The 19608-nt window shown below is 69.1% G+C and carries 21 protein-coding genes; 11 read left to right on the top strand and 10 right to left on the bottom strand.

Annotated features, from left to right (window positions below; genetic code table 11):
- The 3 genes from FFS15_RS16345 (at position 1) to FFS15_RS16335 (ending at position 2167) form a co-directional block, all read left to right on the top strand.
- The gene (locus FFS15_RS16345) at positions 1-408 is read left to right on the top strand and encodes a VOC family protein (RefSeq protein WP_137846111.1); all 408 of its coding nucleotides are present in this window, start codon (positions 1-3) and stop codon (positions 406-408) included.
- A gap of 76 nt (positions 409-484) precedes the next feature.
- Positions 485-1123: a DNA-directed RNA polymerase subunit beta gene (locus FFS15_RS16340; protein WP_137846110.1), complete on the top strand. Its 639-nt coding sequence runs from the start codon at positions 485-487 to the stop codon at positions 1121-1123.
- A 156-nt stretch (positions 1124-1279) separates the two neighbouring features.
- Positions 1280-2167: an aminodeoxychorismate lyase gene (locus FFS15_RS16335; protein ID WP_137846109.1), complete on the top strand. Its 888-nt coding sequence runs from the start codon at positions 1280-1282 to the stop codon at positions 2165-2167.
- 258 nt (positions 2168-2425) lie between these two features.
- Here the strand turns inward: FFS15_RS16335 and pstB are convergent, their stop codons facing one another.
- The 7 genes from pstB to FFS15_RS16300 form a co-directional block, all read right to left on the bottom strand.
- Entirely contained in the window at positions 2426-3205 is a 780-nt protein-coding gene (gene pstB / locus FFS15_RS16330; protein WP_137846108.1) for a phosphate ABC transporter ATP-binding protein PstB, read from the bottom strand.
- 35 nt (positions 3206-3240) lie between these two features.
- Positions 3241-4347: a phosphate ABC transporter permease PstA gene (gene pstA / locus FFS15_RS16325; RefSeq protein WP_137846107.1), complete on the bottom strand. Its 1107-nt coding sequence runs from the start codon at positions 4345-4347 to the stop codon at positions 3241-3243.
- Position 4348: 1 nt separating this feature from the next.
- Complete coding sequence (gene pstC / locus FFS15_RS16320; protein ID WP_137846106.1) at positions 4349-5299, bottom strand: phosphate ABC transporter permease subunit PstC; 951 nt, start codon at positions 5297-5299, stop codon at positions 4349-4351.
- A 72-nt stretch (positions 5300-5371) separates the two neighbouring features.
- On the bottom strand, positions 5372-6484 hold the full coding sequence (locus tag FFS15_RS16315; protein ID WP_137846105.1) for a phosphate ABC transporter substrate-binding protein PstS: 1113 nt from the start codon (positions 6482-6484) through the stop codon (positions 5372-5374).
- Positions 6485-6653: 169 nt separating this feature from the next.
- Positions 6654-7592, bottom strand: coding sequence for an NUDIX domain-containing protein (locus FFS15_RS16310; RefSeq protein ID WP_137846104.1), 939 nt, complete (start codon positions 7590-7592; stop codon positions 6654-6656).
- Positions 7589-9754, bottom strand: a complete 2166-nt coding sequence (locus FFS15_RS16305) for an RNA degradosome polyphosphate kinase (protein WP_137846103.1) — start codon at positions 9752-9754, stop codon at positions 7589-7591. Before FFS15_RS16305 ends, FFS15_RS16310 begins: the two co-directional genes overlap by 4 nt.
- Positions 9755-9796: 42 nt before the next feature.
- Positions 9797-10495: a response regulator transcription factor gene (locus tag FFS15_RS16300; protein ID WP_137846102.1), complete on the bottom strand. Its 699-nt coding sequence runs from the start codon at positions 10493-10495 to the stop codon at positions 9797-9799.
- A gap of 141 nt (positions 10496-10636) precedes the next feature.
- Between FFS15_RS16300 and FFS15_RS16295 the strand changes: the two genes are divergently transcribed.
- The 4 genes from FFS15_RS16295 (at position 10637) to FFS15_RS16280 (ending at position 13912) form a co-directional block, all read left to right on the top strand.
- Positions 10637-10936: a hypothetical protein gene (locus FFS15_RS16295; protein ID WP_349290469.1), complete on the top strand. Its 300-nt coding sequence runs from the start codon at positions 10637-10639 to the stop codon at positions 10934-10936.
- Between the two features lie 135 nt (positions 10937-11071).
- Positions 11072-11668 (top strand): FABP family protein, encoded by a 597-nt coding sequence (locus FFS15_RS16290; protein ID WP_137846100.1) that lies wholly within the window; start codon positions 11072-11074, stop codon positions 11666-11668.
- Positions 11668-12777 carry a glycine cleavage T C-terminal barrel domain-containing protein gene (locus FFS15_RS16285; protein ID WP_137846099.1) on the top strand — a complete coding sequence of 370 codons (1110 nt, stop codon included), beginning with the start codon at positions 11668-11670 and terminating at the stop codon, positions 12775-12777. Before FFS15_RS16290 ends, FFS15_RS16285 begins: the two co-directional genes overlap by 1 nt.
- A gap of 34 nt (positions 12778-12811) precedes the next feature.
- Positions 12812-13912 (top strand): FUSC family protein, encoded by a 1101-nt coding sequence (locus FFS15_RS16280; protein ID WP_249354137.1) that lies wholly within the window; start codon positions 12812-12814, stop codon positions 13910-13912.
- 5 nt (positions 13913-13917) lie between these two features.
- Here the strand turns inward: FFS15_RS16280 and FFS15_RS16275 are convergent, their stop codons facing one another.
- A complete protein-coding gene (locus FFS15_RS16275) occupies positions 13918-14745 on the bottom strand; it encodes a class I SAM-dependent methyltransferase (RefSeq protein WP_137846098.1) in 828 nt (275 codons plus the stop codon).
- A gap of 129 nt (positions 14746-14874) precedes the next feature.
- Between FFS15_RS16275 and FFS15_RS16270 the strand changes: the two genes are divergently transcribed.
- Entirely contained in the window at positions 14875-15621 is a 747-nt protein-coding gene (locus tag FFS15_RS16270) for a phosphoglyceromutase (protein ID WP_137846097.1), read from the top strand.
- Positions 15622-15690: 69 nt separating this feature from the next.
- Here FFS15_RS16270 and phoU read toward each other — a convergent pair whose 3' ends face one another.
- Positions 15691-16365 carry a phosphate signaling complex protein PhoU gene (phoU, locus tag FFS15_RS16265; protein ID WP_137846096.1) on the bottom strand — a complete coding sequence of 225 codons (675 nt, stop codon included), beginning with the start codon at positions 16363-16365 and terminating at the stop codon, positions 15691-15693.
- A gap of 168 nt (positions 16366-16533) precedes the next feature.
- Between phoU and FFS15_RS16260 the strand changes: the two genes are divergently transcribed.
- A complete protein-coding gene (locus FFS15_RS16260) occupies positions 16534-17754 on the top strand; it encodes an ATP-binding protein (RefSeq protein WP_137846095.1) in 1221 nt (406 codons plus the stop codon).
- On the top strand, positions 17751-18434 hold the full coding sequence (locus FFS15_RS16255; RefSeq protein ID WP_137846094.1) for a response regulator transcription factor: 684 nt from the start codon (positions 17751-17753) through the stop codon (positions 18432-18434). The genes FFS15_RS16260 and FFS15_RS16255 overlap by 4 nt, the downstream gene beginning before the upstream one ends.
- Positions 18435-18459: 25 nt before the next feature.
- On the opposite strand, the gene FFS15_RS16250 is transcribed toward FFS15_RS16255, so the two are convergent.
- Positions 18460-18960, bottom strand: coding sequence for a DNA modification methylase (locus FFS15_RS16250; RefSeq protein ID WP_349290468.1), 501 nt, complete (start codon positions 18958-18960; stop codon positions 18460-18462).
- A gap of 128 nt (positions 18961-19088) precedes the next feature.
- On the opposite strand from FFS15_RS16250, the gene FFS15_RS16245 reads away from it, so the two are divergent.
- The gene (locus tag FFS15_RS16245) at positions 19089-19571 is read left to right on the top strand and encodes a CarD family transcriptional regulator (protein WP_137846093.1); all 483 of its coding nucleotides are present in this window, start codon (positions 19089-19091) and stop codon (positions 19569-19571) included.
- Positions 19572-19608 lie beyond the last annotated feature (37 nt).

Genomic DNA, 19608 nt, shown 5'->3' with positions numbered 1-19608 from the left:
ATGTCCACCATCTCTCTCGCGTACTGCCCCATCACGGTCGACGATGTCGAGGCCGCCGTGCCGTTCTATCGCGACGGCCTCGGACTCGAGATCGTCAACGATGTGTCCTACGACGGCACTCGCTGGGTGAGCTTCGGCTTCCCGGGTCAGCCCGGGCTCGCAGCCGTCATCTCCGACCCGGCCGCCGGCCGCTCACCCGAAGACGCCGAGGCGCTCCAGCGGCTCGTCGTGAAGGGCTCGGGACCCGGGCCCTATGTCTTCTCGACCACCGACATCGACGCGACCTTCGAGCGCCTGCGTGCATTCGGCGCCGAGGTGCTGCAGGAGCCCATCGAGCAGGACTGGGGACCGCGCGACTGCGCGTTCCGCGACCCGTCGGGCAACCACATCCGCATCAATCAGGTGTGAGTGCGTGTGCCTCCCGTGGATGGTGCCGGCCCGCGAGACGGCCGCTGAGCTCGTCGCCGCCGGTACCCTGGATCGGATGAGTGACGAGTCCCGGGAGTTCCACAAGCCCGTACGCCGGCCCGCCGAGCTCTTCGATCGGCGCTTCGCCGCGGAGGACCCGGCAGAGGTGTCGCGCGTCGCGCATTCGACCGCGCACGCCCTCCTCGCCCGTGTGCGCGAGGACCGCGACGGCACGGTCGTCGACCGGCTCGTCGCCTTCACCGACGAGCACGGCATCGACGACATCGCCGAGCTCTGGTCGCGGTCGCCGGCGAAGTCGCTGCCCGGCGCGCTCTGGCGGCTGTACCTGCTGCAGCTCATGATCCACGACGACGCCCGGACGGCAGCGCTGTTGTACGAGCGCGGGCGGGCGCAGCTGACCTCGGCCGACGAGGTCGTCGCCGGTGCGCCGACACCGGCCGGGCCGGACGAGCTCGTCGCGCTGATAGACACGATCCTGCGCGGCCTGTTCGAGGGCGACTTCGCGGTGGCGCTCGATCGCGCGGCGGCATTCTGCCGCGTGCAGGCGGCCGGCGCGGTCGGGCTGGCCGACGACTACGAGGCGACCGAACCAGACCGGGCCTCGACGTTCACGACGCGTGCGCTGCGGCTGTCGGACTATGCCGCCGATCTGTCGGCGTGTGCGGCGCTGTGGCGGCGCGACGCTCTGAGCTGACGGCTCCTGAAAAGGAAAAAGCCGGGCCGCAGAACGCCTCTCGGCGCGAGGCCGCTCATAGCGGCAGAAGATGGAGCCCGGGGTTACTGCGGCCCGGCCGATCCAGTGTAACCGAGGAGGCCTCGTCGGCATTCCCCACGGAATAGGCTCGGTGGCATGGCCTGGCGTTTCGCTCTCGTGATCGACCCCGCGGCATCCGATGATCCCCGATCCGACTTCGCGTCGACCTTCACCGTCATCGATCCGGCCGCCCCCGCGCTCAGCGTCGGCGAGCTGAGCACGCAGCGCGGCGACGGGATCTTCGAGTCGATCGGCGTCGTCGACGCGCATGCGCAGGAGGTCGGCCCGCACCTCGAGCGACTCGCGCACTCCGCGGCGCTGTGCGACCTGCCCGCGCCACACATCGAGCAGTGGCGTCAGGCGGTCGAGGTGGCCGCTGCGAACGGTCCGGCCGAGGGCGAGGCCGTCATCAAGCTCATCCTCAGCCGCGGCGTCGAGCACGGGCCGGCACCGACCGCGTGGGTCACCTCGGCCAGTGCTGCCGACTTCCGGCCCGCTCGCGAGAACGGCATCCGCGTGGTGACGCTCGACCGTGGTTACGCGCTCGATGTGCCCGCCCGCGCGCCGTGGCTGCTGCTGGGGGCCAAGACGCTGTCGTATGCGGTGAACATGGCGGCGATCCGCGAGGCGAAGCGCCGCGGCGCCGACGACGCCATTTTCGTCACGTCCGACGGATTCGTGCTCGAGGCTCCCACGGCTTCGTTGATCCTGCGCTTCGGCGATCGCTTCGTCACGCCTGCGCCGACGGGCGGGATCCTGCACGGCACGACGCAGCTGAGCCTGTTCGAGCACCTCGAGGTTTCGGGCTTCGAGACGGCCTACGAGACCATTCCAGTGGCCGACCTCGCGCGGGCCGATGCCGCATGGCTCGTCTCGAGCGTGCGCCTCGCCGCTCCGATCGTCGCGATCGACGGCGCCGACATTCCGCTGGATGCCGCCCTCACGGCATCCGTCAACCGTTACCTGCTGAGCCCGCGCGACTGACCCGCGCCATCGGCGCGCATCGCGTGCGCAAGGCGGGCGGACACCGCGACACGCCGGGTAGGGGATGCCGCAGCCGGCGTGTCGGGCGGTCAGCCCGCAGTCGTGCCCGGCGAAACGACCTCGCTCAGCCGTGTCTCGATACGCGCTGGCGCGCTACTCGACAAGCGGATTCGGGTGTGCGCCTGCGGCGCTCAGCCGTGTCTCGATACGCGCTGGCGCGCTACTCGACAACCGGATTCGGGTGTGCGCCTGCGGCGCTCAGCCGAATCGGCCCGAGACGTAGTCCTCGGTCGCCTGCACCGACGGCGTCGTGAAGATCGTGCGGGTGTCGTCGTACTCGATGAGCTTGCCGGGCTTGCCGGTGCCGGCGATGTTGAAGAACGCCGTCTTGTCGCTGACGCGCGAGGCCTGCTGCATGTTGTGGGTGACGATGACGACGGTGTAGTCGTTCTTCAGCTCGCCGATCAGCTCCTCGATCGCGTACGTCGAGATCGGGTCGAGCGCCGAGCAGGGCTCGTCCATGAGGATGACCTCGGGGGAGACGGCGATCGCGCGCGCGATGCACAGACGCTGCTGCTGGCCGCCTGAGAGACCCGAGCCGGGCTTGTCGAGGCGATCCTTGACCTCGTTCCAGAGGTTGGCGCCCTGCAGCGACTTCTCGACCAGGGCATCGGCGTCGGACTTCGAGATGCGGTTGTTGTTGAGCTTCACGCCCGCCAGCACGTTCTCCTTGATCGACATCGTCGGGAACGGGTTGGGGCGCTGGAAGACCATGCCCACCTGACGGCGCACCAACACAGGATCGACGTTCGGCGCGTAGAGGTCGTCGCCGTCGAGCAGTACGCTGCCCTCGACCCGTGCGCGGGGGATGACCTCGTGCATGCGGTTGAGGGTTCGCAGGAACGTCGACTTGCCGCATCCCGACGGGCCGATGAAGGCGGTCACGCTGCGCGGCTCGATGTCGAGCGATACGCCCTCGACGGCCAGGAAGTCGCCGTAGTAGACGTTCAGATCGTTGACTTCGATGCTCTTGGACACGATTCCTCTTGATTCGATTCGGAGAAGGGTGCGGCTCAGCGGCCGAGTTTGGGGGAGAAGATCTTCGCGACGAGGCGCGCGATGAGGTTCAGCAGCATCACGATGACGATCAGGACGAGCGCGGCCGCCCAGGCGCGGTTCAGGTACGCCTCGACCGGGATGCCGGAGTTCGCATACTGCGTGTACGCGAACACGGGGAGAGTCATCATGCGTCCGTCGAAGAGGTTGTAGTTCATCGAGGTGGCCACGCCCGCGGTCAGCAGAAGCGGAGCCGTCTCGCCGATCACGCGCGAGATCGAGAGCATGACGCCGGTCGTGATTCCCGCGATGGATGTCGGGAGGACGACCTTCGCGATCGTCAGCCACTTCGGCACTCCGAGTGCGTAGGCCGCTTCGCGCAGCTCATTGGGGACGAGGCGCAGCATCTCTTCGCTCGAGCGGACGACGACCGGGATCATGAGCACCGCGAGCGCGATGGATCCCATGATGCCCATGCGGATGCCCGGATCGAAGAACAGTGCGAAGAGCGCGTAGGCGAACAGACCGGCGACGATCGACGGGATGCCCGTCATGACGTCGACGAGGAAGGTGATGCCCTGGGCGATGCGCTTGCCCTCGCCGTACTCGACGAGGTAGATCGCCGTGAAGATGCCGATCGGAATCGAGATGACTGCAGCGGCGAGCGTGATGAGCAGCGTTCCGACGATCGCGTGGAGCGCGCCGCCTCCCTCGCCGACGACGTTGCGCATCGAGCTGGTGAAGAACTCGGCGTTGATGCCGGCGATGCCGTTGACGAGGACGGTCCAGGCGACCGAGATGAGCGGAACCATCGCGATGGCGAAGGCCACCGCGACGATGCCCGTGATGAGGCGGTCGACGCCCTTCCGGCGTCCTTCGACCATGCTCGAAATGCCGACGATCAGCACCAGATAGAGGATGGCTGTGATGATGGCCCATCCGGCGATGTTGAAGGCCACGCCGCCGGCGACCGCGAAGACGGCGAAGAGCAGGGCGCTGACCACGCCGGCGAGGCCGAGGATCATCCACGGTGCCCAGCGCGGCAGATGGCCGCTCGTGAGGCGGGACGATTCTGGATCGAGCGGCGAAGGCGCCTGTGCGGGAGCAGCAGTCGTCACGGTCATGTCAGTTGGCTCCCGAGAATTCCTTGCGCCGACTGACGATCCAGCGAGCGATCGCGTTGACGATGAAGGTGACGATGAAGAGGATGAGACCGGTCGCGATGAGGACGTTGATGTTCACGCCGTACGACTCGGGGAAGGTCAGCGCGATGTTCGCAGGGATCGTTCCGGGGTTCTCGGCGGTGAAGAGCTGGAAGGTGATCCGGTTCGACACCGAGAGCACCATGGCGACGGCCATCGTCTCGCCGAGGGCTCGCCCGAGGCCGAGCATCGACGCCGAGACGATACCGCTGCGGGCGAAGGGGAAGACCGCCATCCGCACCATCTCCCAGCGGGTCGCTCCGAGGGCCAGCGCGGCTTCCTCGTGGAGGACCGGGGTCTGCAGGAAGATCTCACGGCAGATGGCGGTGATGATCGGCACGACCATGACGGCGAGGACCATCGCGGCGGTGAAGATCGTGCGGCCGGTGCTCGAGACGGTGCCGCCGAAGAGCGGGAACCAGCCCATGTTGGCGTTGAGCCATGCGTACACCGGCTGGACGGCGGGGGCGAGGACCATGATGCCCCACAGGCCGAAGACGACGGAGGGGACGGCTGCGAGCAGATCGACGACGTAGCCGAGCCCCTGCGCCATCCGGCGAGGGGCGTAGTGCGAGATGAAGAGCGCGACACCGACCGCGAGCGGCACAGCCATGACGAGGGCGAGGATCGAGGCCCAGACCGTGCCGAAGGCGAGGGGGGCGACGTACTCCCAGAAGGTGCCGGTGAGAATCGAGGCATTCTCGCTGGTGGCGCTGATCCCGGGAATCGACTGGACGATCAGGAAGATCGCGACCGCGGCGAGGGTGACGAGAATCATCGTCCCCGCGCCGAGCGCCGTGGCGGAGAACCAGCGGTCGCCGGGACGCTGTTTCGGCTTGGGTACCGTCGCGGCCGGAGCAGCTGTGGTGGTCATGGCTTCCAGTTCTCGGAGGGGGGCGAGAGAGAACCCGGCCCGGTGACATCAGCCACCGGGCCGGGCGGGGTGTTACGGCGTGACGATCAGATCGATCGCAGCGGTGACCTTGTCACGCAGCGAGTCCGAGATCGGGGCGCTTCCGGCCGCGGCTGCGGCCTCGTCCTGACCCTCGGGGCTGGCGACGTACTGCAGGAATCCCTTGACGATCGGCGCGACGGCCGCGTCGACGTACTCCTCGCACGCGATCATGTAGCTGACGAGCACGATCGGGTAGACGCCCGCGGCTTCGGAGGTGCGGTCGAGCGAGATCGCGAGGTCACCCGCGGTGCGACCCTCCTCGAAGGGCGATGCGTCGACGATGGCCGCTGCGGCCTCGGGAGAGTAGCTCACGAACTCGTCGCCCACCTGGACGGCGACAGTCGAGAGGCCCTCTTCGGCGGCGCGCGACGCGTCGGCGTAGCCGATGGTCCCGTTTCCGCCGGCGACAGCCGACACCACGCCCGAGGTGCCCTGGGCGGCCTCGCCGCTCGGGATCGGCCAGACGCCGTCGGGCTCGTAGGTCCACGCGTCGGGAGCGGCCTGGAAGAGGTAGTCCGTGAAGTTCTCGGTGGTGCCCGAGTCGTCCGAGCGGTGCACGGGGGTGACGGCCAGGTCGGGAAGCTCGACGCCCTCGTTCAGCGCGGCGATGGCCGGGTCGTTCCAGTTCGTGATCGTCCCGGCGAACATGCCCGCGATCGTCGCGGCGTCGAGATTGAGCGAGTCGACGCCCTCGACGCTGAAGATCACGGCGATCGGCGAGATGTAGGTCGGCAGCTCGATGATGTCGGTGCCCTCGACGCAGCCGTCGAACGGCCCGGCGGCGATCTCGTCGGCGTCGAACGCGCGGTCGGAGCCTGCGAACGGGAACGCGCCGGCCTGGAACGAGTCGCGGCCCGCGCCCGAACCCGACGGGTCGTAGGTGATGGTCACACCGGTGTTCGCGGTCTGGAAGCCGGCGATCCAGGCGTTCACGCCCACTTCCTGCGACGACGCGCCGCCGCCGGCGATTTCGCCTTCGAGGACGGGCCCGTCCGACTCCTCGGACGGGGTGCCGCCGGTGCCCTCGTTGGAGGCGCAACCTGCGAGTACGAGGGCCGCGATAGCGGCGACAGCGCCCACCTGGGCGATGCGGGAGATCTTCACTGTGTGAATCCTTCACGTGTCAGGGAAATGAGGCCACAAGGGCTTCGGGTATGCGGCCCGGTGCAGGGCACGCACTGAAACGTAGGCGTGGACTCTTACCAGAGTGCGCTCGGACGGTGAACGGAAGGTGAACGAGCGGGGGTGTGCCGGGGGTTGGACCCGCGCGGCGTCAGGGCTTGGGAAGGTGGGTCTCGATCGCGACGATGCCCGAACCGGGGTTGTCGACCGACAGATGCACGACGGAGAACGCAGCCGGCTCGAGGGCCGACGCGCTGCCGAGGTACGAGCCCTTGAGCGTTCCGGTGGCGAGGGCGAGTTCGCTCAGGATCTCGGGGAGCACGGGTCCGTGGCTGCAGAGCACCGCGGGCTTTCGAGCACGAACGCGTTCGCCGATGACGGTCCTCGCGTCGGAGGAGCCCTCCTCCCACGCGTCCTGGCCGATCAGCGCGGTCTTGTCGATCGTGCGGCCGAGCGCCGCCGACAGCGGCGCAAGGGTCTTCACGCATCGGGTCGCGGGACTCGAGATGAGCTTGCGGGCGCCGAAGGCCAGCAGAGGTCCCACGATCGAGTAGGCCTGCTTCTTCCCGCGGGGCGCCAGCGGGCGCGCCTTGTCGGTGCCCTCCCACTCCTCGCGGCCGAGGGCCTTGGCGTGGCGCAGCGCGACGATGGGGAAAGTGCGCAGCACGCCCTGTTCGACGAGTGCCAGGAAGTTCTCGAGGATCTCGACGTCGACCGGGTAGCTCAGGCGCTTGAGTGCCTTCTTCGCCGTCACCCACTCGATGGCGGCGATCTCCTTGTTCGGTACGAACGCCGATGCCCGGATCGCGGCCTCCGTGGCCTCCGCCGCCCAGTAGTGGACGATCTTGATGCGCTTGCTCGGCAGGCGATAGCGCGAGACGCCCACCGGCACGCCGAGCGAGACCCGGATGCCGGTCTCTTCGAAGATCTCGCGCGCGGCCGTCTCGGCGAGCATCTCGCCCGGGTCGACCTTGCCTTTGGGCAGGGTGACGTCGCGGTACTGCGTCCGGTGGATCAGCAGCACACGCAGCTTGTCGTCGACGATGCGCCAGACGACGCCGCCCGCGGCGTAGACGGCGGTCTCGGTCATCGCACCGCCCGTGCCCGCCGGCGGCGCTGCACGTTGGTCATGGTCCGGTCCTGGATGTCGACGAGGAGCTTCCCGTCCTCGTCGGTGTTGTGGCGTGTCCACTCGCCGTCGGGGCCGAGGTGCCACGAACTCGAGGAGTCGCTCATCGCGAGGTCGAAGAAGGCGCTGAGCTCCTTCAGATGCGCCGGCGCGACGATGCGCACCAGCGCCTCGACACGGCGGTCGAGGTTGCGATGCATCATGTCGGCGCTGCCGATGTACATCTGCGGGTCGCCGTCGTTCTCGAACGCGAAGATGCGCGAGTGCTCGAGATAGCGACCCAGGATGCTGCGAACGGTGATGTTCTCGCTCATCCCCTCGACGCCGGGCTTGAGCGAGCAGATCCCGCGCACCCAGATCTCGACCTTCACGCCCGCCTGGCTCGCCCGGTACAGCGCGTCGATGATCTGCTCGTCGACCATCGAGTTGACCTTGATCCGCACGCGTGCGGGCTTGCCGGCGAGCGCATGGCGGCGCTCCTTGTCGATGTGGCGGAGCAGCCCTTTGCGCAGGTGCAGGGGAGCGACCAGCAGGCGCTTGAACTTCTTCTCGATCGCGTATCCCGAGAGCTCGTTGAACAGCCGGGTGAGGTCGCGGCCGACCTGGTCGTCGGCGGTGAAGATGCCGAAGTCTTCGTAGATGCGGCTGGTCTTGGGGTTGTAGTTGCCGGTGCCGATGTGGCTGTAGCTGCGCAGCACGCCGCCCTCTTCGCGGATGACGAGCGCCAGCTTGCAATGGGTCTTGAGCCCGACGAGGCCGTACACGACGTGCACCCCCGCCTTCTCGAGCTTGCGCGCCCACACGATGTTGTTCGCCTCGTCGAAGCGGGCCTTGATCTCGACGAGTGCGAGCACCTGCTTGCCCGACTCGGCGGCGTTGATCAGCGCCTCGACGATCGGAGAGTCGCCCGAGGTGCGGTACAGCGTCTGCTTGATGGCCAGCACGTGCGGATCTTTCGCCGCCTGCTCGAGGAAGGCCTGCACGCTCGTCGCGAACGACTCGTACGGGTGATGCACGAGCACGTCGCCCTTGCGGATGGCTCGGAAGACGTCGGGGCGCTCGTTGTTGTCGCCCGGCTGGAACGCGACCGCGGTCGTGGGCACGTGCGGTGTGAAGTGCAGGTCGGGGCGGTCGATGCGCGACAGGTCGAAGAGGCCGCGCAGGTCGAGGGGACCGGGGAGCCGATAGACCTCCTGCTGCGTGATGTCGAGCTCCTTGATGAGGAGGTCGAGGGTCACGTCGTCCATGTCGTCGGTGATCTCGAGGCGGATCGGGGGCCCGAACCGGCGCCGCAGCAGCTCGGCCTCGAGGGCCTGGATGAGGTTCTCGGTCTCGTCCTCCTCGATCGCGACGTCCTCGTTGCGGGTGAGGCGGAACGCGTGGTGGTCCAGCACCTCCATGCCGGGGAAGAGATCGTCGAGGTGGTTGGAGATGAGGTCCTCGAGGGGCAGGTAGCGCGCCGTCTCGCCGTCGGCGGGCACCTCGACGAAGCGGGGGAGCATCGGCGGAACCTTGAGTCGGGCGAACTCCTGTCGGCCGGTGCGGGCATTGCGGATGCGGATCGCGAGGTTCAGCGAGAGCCCGGAGATGTAGGGGAAGGGGTGTGCCGGGTCGACCGCGAGCGGCATGAGCACGGGGAACACCTGGGCCTGGAAGTAGTCGTACAGCGACGAGCGGTCGCCCTCGTCGAGTTCGTCGTACGACACGACGTCGATGCCGGCCGCGGCGAGGCCGGGCTTGACGGTCCCGGTCCAGGTGGCCGCATGCCGCAGCTGCAGGCGATGCGCCTCGGCGGAGATGTCGGCGAGCACGTCCGCGGGGGAGCGGCCGACGTTCGTCGGCACCGCGAGCCCCGTGACGATGCGACGCTTGAGCCCCGCGACGCGCACCATGAAGAACTCGTCGAGGTTGCTCGCGAAGATCGCGAGGAAGTTCGACCGCTCGAGCAACGGCAGGTTCGGGTCCTCGGCCAGCTCCAGCACGCGCTGGTTGAACGCGAGCCAGCTGAGCTCCCGGTCGAGGTACCGGTGGTCGGGAAGCTGCGAGTCGAAGACTTCCGAGAGGTCGAAGTCGTCGTCGTCGGCGTCACCGAGGCCGGTGTCGAGCACGTCCTGTTCGATCATCCACTCATCATTGCAGTGAGAAGTGACGGGCGTGTGAACTCGTTACGCCTGCGAGGTCTCGCGGGGTGCGGGGAGCTGGTCGTCCTCGTACACGTTGAAGCGGTAGCCCACGTTGCGGACGGTGCCGATGAGCTGCTCGAGGTCGCCGAGCTTCGCGCGCAGGCGCCGCACGTGCACATCGACGGTGCGCGTGCCGCCGAAGTAGTCGTAGCCCCAGACCTCGCTCAGCAGCTGCTCACGCGTGAACACGCGCGAGGGGTGCGTCGCGAAGAAGTGCAGCAGCTGGAACTCCTTGTACGTGAGATCGAGCGGCTTGCCGTGGACCTTCGCCGAATACGACGACTCGTCGATCGAGATGCCGGAGGTCTGGATGCGGGTCGAGACCTGCTCGGCGGTCTGGCGTCCGATCGCCAGCCGCACCCGCGCGTCCACCTCGGCGGGGCCGGCGGTCACGAGGATCACGTCGTCCACACCCCAGTCCGTCGATACGGCGGTCAGGCCGCCTTCAGTGACCACGAGCAGCAGCGGCGCGTCGAGTCCGGTGGTGTTGAGGATCTTGCAGAGTGACTTCGCACCGACGAGGTCGACGCGCGCGTCGACGAAGATCACGTCGGCGCTCGGGGCGTTCACGAGCTGGGCCGGCTCCGCAGGGATCTGCCGCACCCGGTGGCTCAGCAGCTCGAGCGAGGGCAGGACGGGGCCCCCTCCGTGCGTGGAGCTCAGAACCAGGAGCTGTGCCAAAGCGTCGCCTTCCGGGCGCGGGGGGACGCGCCGTGCTCCCCAGTGTAGGGCGTGCCGGGGCATCGGGTTCTCACGCCCGCCCCACCGCCGACGCGCCGCGGATCGGTGAAGGTCGTGCGCGGCGGCGCAACCTGCGCGAGAATGAGAGGCGTGACCGTGCCCGAACTCGCTCCCCGTCGAACGCTCGGCGGCATCATCGCCGTCTGGATCGTCGCCGCAGTCGTCGGCATCCTCGTCGGGATCGTCGTCGGCCCCGATGCGCGCGCGGCCTGGCTGGCGGTCGGATTGGGCGGATGCCTGCTCCTCGCGTTCGCCATCCAGCTCGGCTACGGACGCTCTCAGGGATTCACCGAGCGGGTGGCGGCGAGTGTGGTCGGCGCCCTCGTGGTGATGGGCGTGATCAGCCTGGGGTTCGGGCTCGCGGCCGTCATTCCGGACTAGAGTGGGTCGCATGGACCTCTTTGCGCTCGAGCTGTTCTTCCTCGGCCTCCTCGGTCTCGCCTCGCTCGCGATCGTGTTCGTCTCGGCCGTCGTGATCAAGAACCTGTATCGCGGCCAGCGCTGACCGGTCGAGCCGTGTTCGATCTGCCGACCGATCTCGCGGCCGACCTCGCACCCCTGTCGTGGCTCGTCGGCGTCTGGGAGGGCACCGGCGTCATCGACTACGCCGATCACTCCTTCGCGGGTGAGTTCACGCATCGCGTGAGCTTCAGTCACGACGGCGGCGATCACCTGAACTACTCCGCGAGCGCCTGGCTGCACGGCGACGACGGCTCGCGTACCCCGCTCGTCGCGGAGGTGGGCTTCTGGCGGCTCGCGCGTCCGGCGACATCGGGTGACGCGGGCCCCGGCCTTCTTCCCCGATCGGATGCCGCATCCACCCGCACCGCCGATGACGTCGAGCTGCTGCGCAACGCCGACGGCGGGTTCGACATCGAGGTCGCCCTCGTCCATGCCGACGGGGTGAGCGAGCTCTACCTCGGGCAGATCAAGGGTCCGCGCATCGACATCGTCACCGACGCGGTCGTGCGTCCGGCGGGCGCGAAGCCGTATGCCGCGGCATCGCGCATGTACGGGCTCGTCGACGGACACCTGCTGTGGGCGTGGGACATCGCGGCCCTCGGTCACGAGCTCGCACCGCACGCCTCGGCGCGACTGGCCCGGGTCGAGTGATGCCGTCGCCCTTCGGAGCGCTCCCGGGCGCCGTGACCGATGCGTCCGGCCTCCGCCACCTCGGCCGTCCCCTCGTGGAGCAGCGCCTCCTCACTGCCGGCGACGCCGTCGCCCCGCTCGGTGACCGCGCCGTGCTTGCGGTCCCGGGCGAGGACCGCCTCTCGTGGCTCGACTCGCTGACGTCGCAGGCCCTCACCGGTCTCGCGCCCGGCGAGAGTACCGAGCTGCTCGTGCTGGATCCGCAGGGCCACATCGAACATGCGGCCTCCGTCCTCGACGACGGCGAGACCACGTGGCTCATCGTCGATCGCGACGCCGCCGAGGGTCTGCTGGCGTGGCTCCGCCGCATGCGCTTCCGGCTGCGCGTCGATCCACGCGACGCGAGCGATGAGTTCGCCGTCGTGGGGGGCACGCGTGCCGCCGTCACCGCGCTCAGCCCCGCCCAGCCGGCCGGCGTGCCGCTCGTATGGACCGACCCCTGGCCGGGCGTCTCCGCCGGAGGCTGGGGCTACGCCGCCGTGGACCCGCACCCGGGTGCTGATCGGGACTGGGCCGAGGCGATCGTCTCGCGTGCGGAGGAGCAGCGGATCGCCGAGGCCGCGGCATCCGGCGATCTCGCCCTCGCGGGTCTCGTCGCCGTCGACGCATTGCGGGTCGCCGCGTGGCGTCCGCGTCGCGCCGCTGAGGTGGACGAACGCGCGCTGCCCCACGAACTGGACTGGATGCGCACAGCCGTGCACCTGAGCAAGGGGTGCTATCGCGGTCAGGAGACCGTCGCCAAGGTGCACAACCTCGGGCACCCCCCGCGCCGTCTGGTCGCTCTGCAGCTCGACGGCAGCGACAGCGTGCTTCCCGACCCGGGCGCCGAGGTGCGGCTGGGCGAAGACGCGATCGGCGTCATCACCTCCGCCGCGCTGCACTACGAGGAGGGGCCGATCGCACTCGCGGTCGTGCGGCGTTCGACGCCCGTTGGTGCGACGCTCACGGTCGCAACGCCCGATGGCGGTGCGCTCGCCGCCGCGCAGGAGGTCATCGTGCCGCCGGATGCCGGTGCGACGGCGAACATCCCCCGCATCACGCGCCTGTCTCGCCGACCCGCGGCGACATGACCGCGGTGCGCCCTGCTCTCGAGGGATCGACCGGGTGAGCGCGCAACCGCCGACCACCGCGATCCAGACCGGCTGGCGGGCGCGCGTTGATCCGCGGCCGGCGCTCCTGCGCGTGCGCGACTCGGGCATAGCGATCATCCAGATCGTGGTCGCCGCGACGGGCGCCTATACGTTCTCGCTCTACGTCCTCGGCCATCCCGCGCCTCTGCTCGCGGCGACCGTGACGGTGTCGAGCCTCGGCCTCGTGCGCGATGCGCGGCCCCGGCGGGTCCTCGAGACGGTGATCGGGATGCTGGTCGGCATCCTCGTCGCCGAGCTCCTCCTCCTGGTGGCGGGCACGGGCTGGTGGCAGCTGGCGCTCAGCCTCGGTCTGACACTCGTGGTCGCCCGCTTCCTCTCACCGCAGGCGAGCTTCGCGATCGCGGCGGCGATCCAGTCGCTCATCGTCATGGTGATCCCCGCGAGCGGGCCGTTCCTCCGCCTGGTGGACGGCATCGTCGGAGGCATCGCGGCGCTGCTGGTCACCGCGCTCATTCCCCGCAATCCGCTGCGCGCCGAGATGCGCGACGGCCGTGCCGTACTCGCGGCGTTCGACGGGGCTGCGGCGGCTCTCGTGCAGGCACTGCACCGCGGCGACCGCCTGCGCGCCGCACGCGGACTCGACAAGGCCCGGGCCATCCAGCCGCTCGTGGACGACTGGCGCTCGTCGCTGGACTCCGGACTCGCGATCGCGCGCATCTCGCCGTTCCTGCGTCGCCAGCGGTTCGAACTCGCCCGCCACCGGCGGATCCTCGAGTCGGTGGATCTCGCCGCGCGCAACCTCCGGGTGGTGGGCCGACGCGTCGTGTACCTGTGCGACGACGGAGGCAGGCGCCCGGTCGCGGCCGACATCGTCGCCGAGATCGCCCGCGGAGCCGGATTCGTCGCCGACACCCTCGACGACATCTCGCTCGAGCCGCAGGCGCGCGCGGCGCTCGTGGCCGTGGCCGCCCACCTCGACCCCGCCGAACTGCTCCCGGGTGCGTCGCTCGGCGATCAGAACCTCATCGCGGCGCTGCGGCCCCTCGTCGTCGACCTGCTGACCGCGACCGGCATGTCACCGGCCGACGCGCGGGCTGTGGTTCCGCGCATTTGAGGAGATCAGGCGACGGATGCCGGTGCCACCGCCTCCCACGGCACGGTGACCTCGCCGAGGCGCCACCGGCCGCGTTCGCGGAGCGGCCAGCCCGCAGCGTCCATCGCCGCGAGGGCGCTCTGCCATCGGTGCACGGGCCCGAACGGCGATACCACCGCGGCGCGACCCCATTCCGCGTCGAGAGCGGCGAGGAAGCGGTGGACGCGCTCGCCCTCGACGTTGCGGTGGATGAGTGCCTTCGGCAGTCGCTCGGCGGCGATCGCCGGGTGCTCGAGGCCCGCGAGCCGGAGCGAGACGGTGAGCGTCTGCGGCACGCCGTCGCCCGAGACGGCGACCCACGTGCAGATGCGGCCCAGTTCGTCGCACGTGCCCTCGACGAGCAGACCGCCTGGCGCCAGGCGCGACGTCATCGACTCCCACGCACGCGCGACGTCCGCTTCGTCGTACTGGCGCAGCACGTTCATCGCGCGGATGACCGCGGGGCGACGACCACCGGGAAGCGGCACCTCGAAGCCGCCTCGCGCGAATTCGACGTGTGCGTCCGTGGCGAAGGAGGTGCGGCCGGCTCGCACCTCGGCCAGCTGGGCGCGAGCACGCGACACGCGTGCCGGATCGATCTCGAGGCCGCGCACCTCGACGTCGGGGCGGGTGGCAGACAGGCGGGCGTGAAGCTCGAGCGTCGTCACGGCGCTCGCGCCGTAGCCGAGGTCGACGACCAGGGGATCCTCGGCGCGGCGCAGCGCGGGATGCCGCGCGATCCACCGGTCGATGCGGCGCAGCCGGTTGGTGCCCGTCGTCCCCCGCGTGATCTGCCCGAGCGGTGACGCTGCCATCACTCCATCCTCCCCCCATCCAGCATGTCCCACTCTCTCGGCTGCGGTGGCCGCGGCATCCGAGATATGGGGACACGGTGCGCAGGCGATGGGACATGCCTGCCGTGGGGCGCCGATATCATGGGGCGCATGACCGCCCCCTATACGCTGATCCTCCTCCGTCACGGCCAGAGCGAATGGAACGAGCTCAATCTCTTCACGGGATGGGTCGACGTCCGGCTCTCCGAGAAGGGGCGGGCCGAGGCCACGCGCGGCGGCGAGCTGCTCGCCGAGTCCGGCATCCTCCCCGATGTCCTTCACACCTCGCTTCTCAGCCGTGCCATCCAGACCGCGAACCTCGCGCTCGATTCGGCGGACCGGCTGTGGATCCCCGTCAAGCGCACGTGGCGGCTCAACGAGCGCCACTACGGCGCTCTGCAGGGCAAGGACAAGGCGCAGACCCTCGAGGAGTTCGGCCAGGAGCAGTTCATGCTGTGGCGCCGCTCGTTCGATGTGCCGCCGCCCGAGCTCGACGACGCGTCGGAGTTCAGCCAGGTCGGCGACCCGCGCTATGCGGACATCGACGGCGCAGTGCCCCGCACCGAGTCGCTGAAACTGGTCATCGATCGCTTCCTCCCGTACTGGCACAGCGACATCGTCCCCGACCTGCAGGCCGGAAAGACCGTGCTCGTGACGGCGCACGGCAACTCGCTCCGCGGACTCGTCAAGCACCTCGACGGCATCAGCGACGCCGACATCGCCGAGCTCAACATTCCCACCGGCATCCCGCTGGTCTACCGGCTCGACGAGAACCTCGTGCCGCTCGGACCGGGGGAGTACCTCGATCCAGAAGCCGCTGCAGCCGGGGCCGCCGCGGTCGCGAACCAGGGCAAGTAGCGCCCAGACGCAGAAGAGAGCGGATGCCTCCCCCCGAAGGCATCCGCTCTCTTGGTCCTCGCCGCAGGACTACGGCACGACGACGTCGATTGTGTCGGTCGAGGTCGCCCAGTCTCCGGTGGACAGGTAGGCGACCTTCTTGGCCACCGAGACGGCGTGGTCGGCGAAGCGCTCGTGATAGCGGCTCGCGAGGGTCGCATCCACGGTCGCGGACGGGTCGCCCTGCCAGCTGGCGCTGAGCACCTTCTCGAACACCGAGATGTGCAGGTCGTCGAGCGCGTCGTCGGCGTTGCGGATCTCTTCGGTGAGCGCGAGCTCCTGCGTCCGCAGCAGCTCGGTGAGCTGGCGAGCCACCTCGACGTCGAGCTCGCCCATCTTGAGGAACGTGGACTTGAGGCCCTTGGGGATCGCCCGCTCGGGGAAGCGCATGCGGGTGAGCTGGGCGATGTGCTCGGCGATGTCGCCCATGCGCTCGAGGGATGCGCTCATCCGGAGCGCACTCACGACGATCCGCAGGTCGCGGGCGACCGGCTGCTGCCGCGCGAGGATCTCGATCGCGAGCTCGTCGAGTGCGAGTGCCTTCTCGTCGATCACGGTGTCGGCCTCGATGACCTCTTCCGCGAGCGCGACGTCGCTCGAGCCGAACGCTCGCGTCGCCTTGTCGATCGCGACCGTGACGAGCTCGGCGATCTCGACGAGACGACTCTGCACGTCCTCGAGTGACTGATGGAAAACTTCGCGCATCGGACGCACCTTTCCTGATTCCGGGCAGGCCACCGCCTCCGGGACCCTGGCGATTGTCGCCAGCGAAGGTTAACGGACGGTGCCGCCGCGGTGAATAGTAGCGGGCGCGGCGTCGAGGCGGCATCCGAGCGCCGTTGCCCGGCCGCAACTGCCCTCTACGCTGGAGCCATGGAAACGACGCAGCTCGCGCTGCTCGCCCTCCTCGCCGGAATCTTCATCGGAGGCTCCGTCTCCGCGCTCATCGTCACGTCCATGCGTGTCCGCGACCGTGCGCGGGCGGAGACGTCGCTGGCGATCCCCGACGGAGTGCGCGAGGTGCTGCACGGCATGGACGACGCCGCCGCCGTGGTCGACGCATCGTTCACCGTGCTCGCCGCTTCCGCGCCGGCGCGGCCGTTCGGCCTCGTCGAGGGCGGACTTCTGCCCACGGACGAGCTGCGCGCGGTCGCGCGAGCCGCCCGCTCCGCCCAGACGGCGACGACCGAGACGCTGCGCCTGCGGCGCGGAGCGCCCCCCGCAGAGCCCCGCCTCGTCGTGGTGCGGGCGACTCGGATCTCGCCGCGCCTCACGCTGCTGGTGCTGCGTGACATCACCGAGCGCGAGCGCGTCGAAGAGATGCGCCGCGACTTCGTCGCCAACACGAGCCACGAGCTGAAGACGCCGGTCGCCTCGGTCAGCCTCCTCGCCGAAGCGATCGAGTCCGCCGCCGACGACCCGCCGCAGGTGCGCATCTTCGCTGCACGGCTGACCGCCGAGGCGCATCGCCTGGGCCAGCTCACCTCGCGCATCATGAACCTCTCGCGGCTCCAGTCGGCGGAGCAGCTCTCGGAGCAGCGCCCCGTGTCGGTCGACGAGGTCGTCGCGGCTGCCCTCGATGCCCACGCGATCCAGGCCGATTCGGCCGGCGTCGCCGTCGTGCGCGGCGGTCGTCGCGGCGTGTACGTGCTGGGCGATGCCCAGGTGCTCAGCGAAGCGGTCGGCAATCTCATCTCCAACGCCATCGTGTACTCCCCGAGCGGCTCAGAGGTGGGCGTAGGGATCAAGGTGGTCGACGGCGTGGTCGAGATCGCGGTGACGGATCGCGGCATCGGCATCGCCGAGGGCGACCAGGAGCGCGTCTTCGAACGGTTCTATCGCGCCGACCCGGCGCGGGCTCGCCGCACCGGCGGCAGTGGCCTCGGCCTCTCGATCGTCAAGCACGCGGTTCAGCGCCACGGCGGCGAGGTGCGACTGTGGTCGCGCCCGGGTCGCGGCTCCACGTTCACGATCCGCCTTCCCGAGACTCAAGCCCCCGTCGACGAGACTCCGGCCAAGCGCCGCCGCAAGAAGAAGCGCGCGGTCGTCGATGCAGCATCCCCTTCCCCCCTCCCGAACGGAGACACCCCATGACCCGCGTTCTGATCGTCGAGGACGAGCCCGATCTCTCCGACCCGCTGGCTTACCTCCTGCGCCGAGAGGGCTACGAGGTCGAGATCGCCGAGGACGGCCCGGCGGCCATGACCGCCTTCCGCGAGCGGGGCGCCGACATCATCCTTCTCGACCTGATGCTGCCCGGGATGCCGGGGACGGAGGTGTGCCGTCAGGTGCGGGTCAGCTCGGCGGTGCCGATCATCATGCTCACGGCGAAGGACTCCGAAGTGGACATCGTCGTCGGGCTGGAGCTCGGCGCCGACGACTACATGACGAAGCCCTACTCGGCGCGCGAGCTGCTCGCGCGGATGCGCGCCGTGTTGCGGCGCTTCGCCCAGATCGACACCGACCTCGAAGATCGAGTGCTCGAGGGTGGGCGGGTGCTGCTGGACATCGACCGGCACACCGTTGCCGTCGAGGGCTCGGAGATCAGCATGCCGCTCAAGGAATTCGAGCTGCTCGAGGTGCTCATGCGAAACTCCGGCCGCGTCCTCACACGCGGCCAGCTGATCGACCGCGTGTGGGGAAGCGACTACTTCGGCGACACCAAGACGCTCGACGTGCACATCAAGCGGATCCGCTCGCGCATCGAGGAGAACCCCGGGTCGCCGACGATGCTCGTCACCGTGCGAGGACTCGGATACCGCTTCGAGGGGTGAGGGCGTTAGAACCCTTGCTCGCCGATCAGGGAACGAGCGGTGCCAGGTAGTCGAGGGCGCCGTCGAGCACGGGGACCGAGACCAGCACGCCCTCGCCGTCGCCGGACTGGAAGTAGCCGGGGATGTCTGCGCCCGGAGGCGTGTCGAGATCCTCGATCAGGATCGGCTCCTCCTCGTCGCCGCCGAGGCTGACGACGGAGTTCGCCGGCACGCGCACCGTGAAGTCGATGGTCGAGCCCTCTTCGCCGAGTTCGACCGTCAGGGTGTGGCTCTGGTCGGTGTCGTTGACGATGGCGGCGACGAAGTTGCCCTCGGACCCGTCGTCGGTGGCGACGATGAAGGCGTTGCGTACCTCGAGAGGGCCGGAGCCCGTGACGTTCACGCCTTCGGCGGCGGAGTACGGGATGGTCGTCGCCTGGCTGGAGATCATGCTGCAGCCGGTCGTGCCGACGGCGAGAGCGGCGCAGACGGCGAGCGACGCGATGAGGCGCGGTTTCACGGATCCTCCCAGGACGGATGACGGCATCCATTGCATTCTAGGGGCACGGCGTTCGTCCCATGCGGGCGACGCCGCGCGACCCCGATGCCAGGGCGGAGAACCTTAGCGCATGTTCGCCTGTGGTATCCTGGAGGTTGCCGAAAGGACATAACTCCATGCTTTTTGAGGTTGGCGAGACGGTCGTATACCCCCATCACGGAGCGGCAACGATCATCGAGGTCAAAGACCGGATCATCAGGGGCGAGACGAAGAAGTATCTCAAGCTCAACGTGACCCAGGGCGATCTGATCATCGAGGTCCCCGCAGAGAATGTCGATCTGGTGGGCGTCCGTGACGTCATCGGCAAGGAGGGCCTCGACAAGGTCTTCGAAGTGCTTCGCGCTCCCTTCACGGAGGAGCCGACCAACTGGTCCCGCCGGTACAAGGCGAACCTCGAGAAGCTCGCTTCCGGCGATGTCATCAAGGTCAGCGAGGTCGTTCGCGACCTGTGGCGCCGCGATCAGGACCGCGGTCTCTCGGCCGGTGAGAAGCGCATGCTCGCCAAGGCGAAGCAGATCCTCATCTCGGAGCTCGCTCTCGCCGAGAAGACCGACGAAGAGAAGGCCAGCGTCATCCTCGACGAGGTTCTCGCGTCCTGACGGCCGTCTGACACGTGCCGGCAGGCGCATCGCGACC

Origin of the sequence: Microbacterium sp. 2FI (assembly GCF_005502885.1) — a bacterium.
Taxonomy (GTDB): domain Bacteria; phylum Actinomycetota; class Actinomycetes; order Actinomycetales; family Microbacteriaceae; genus Microbacterium.
The sequence above is the reverse complement of the archived record's forward strand: the minus strand, read 5'-3'. Positions and strand labels throughout refer to the sequence as shown.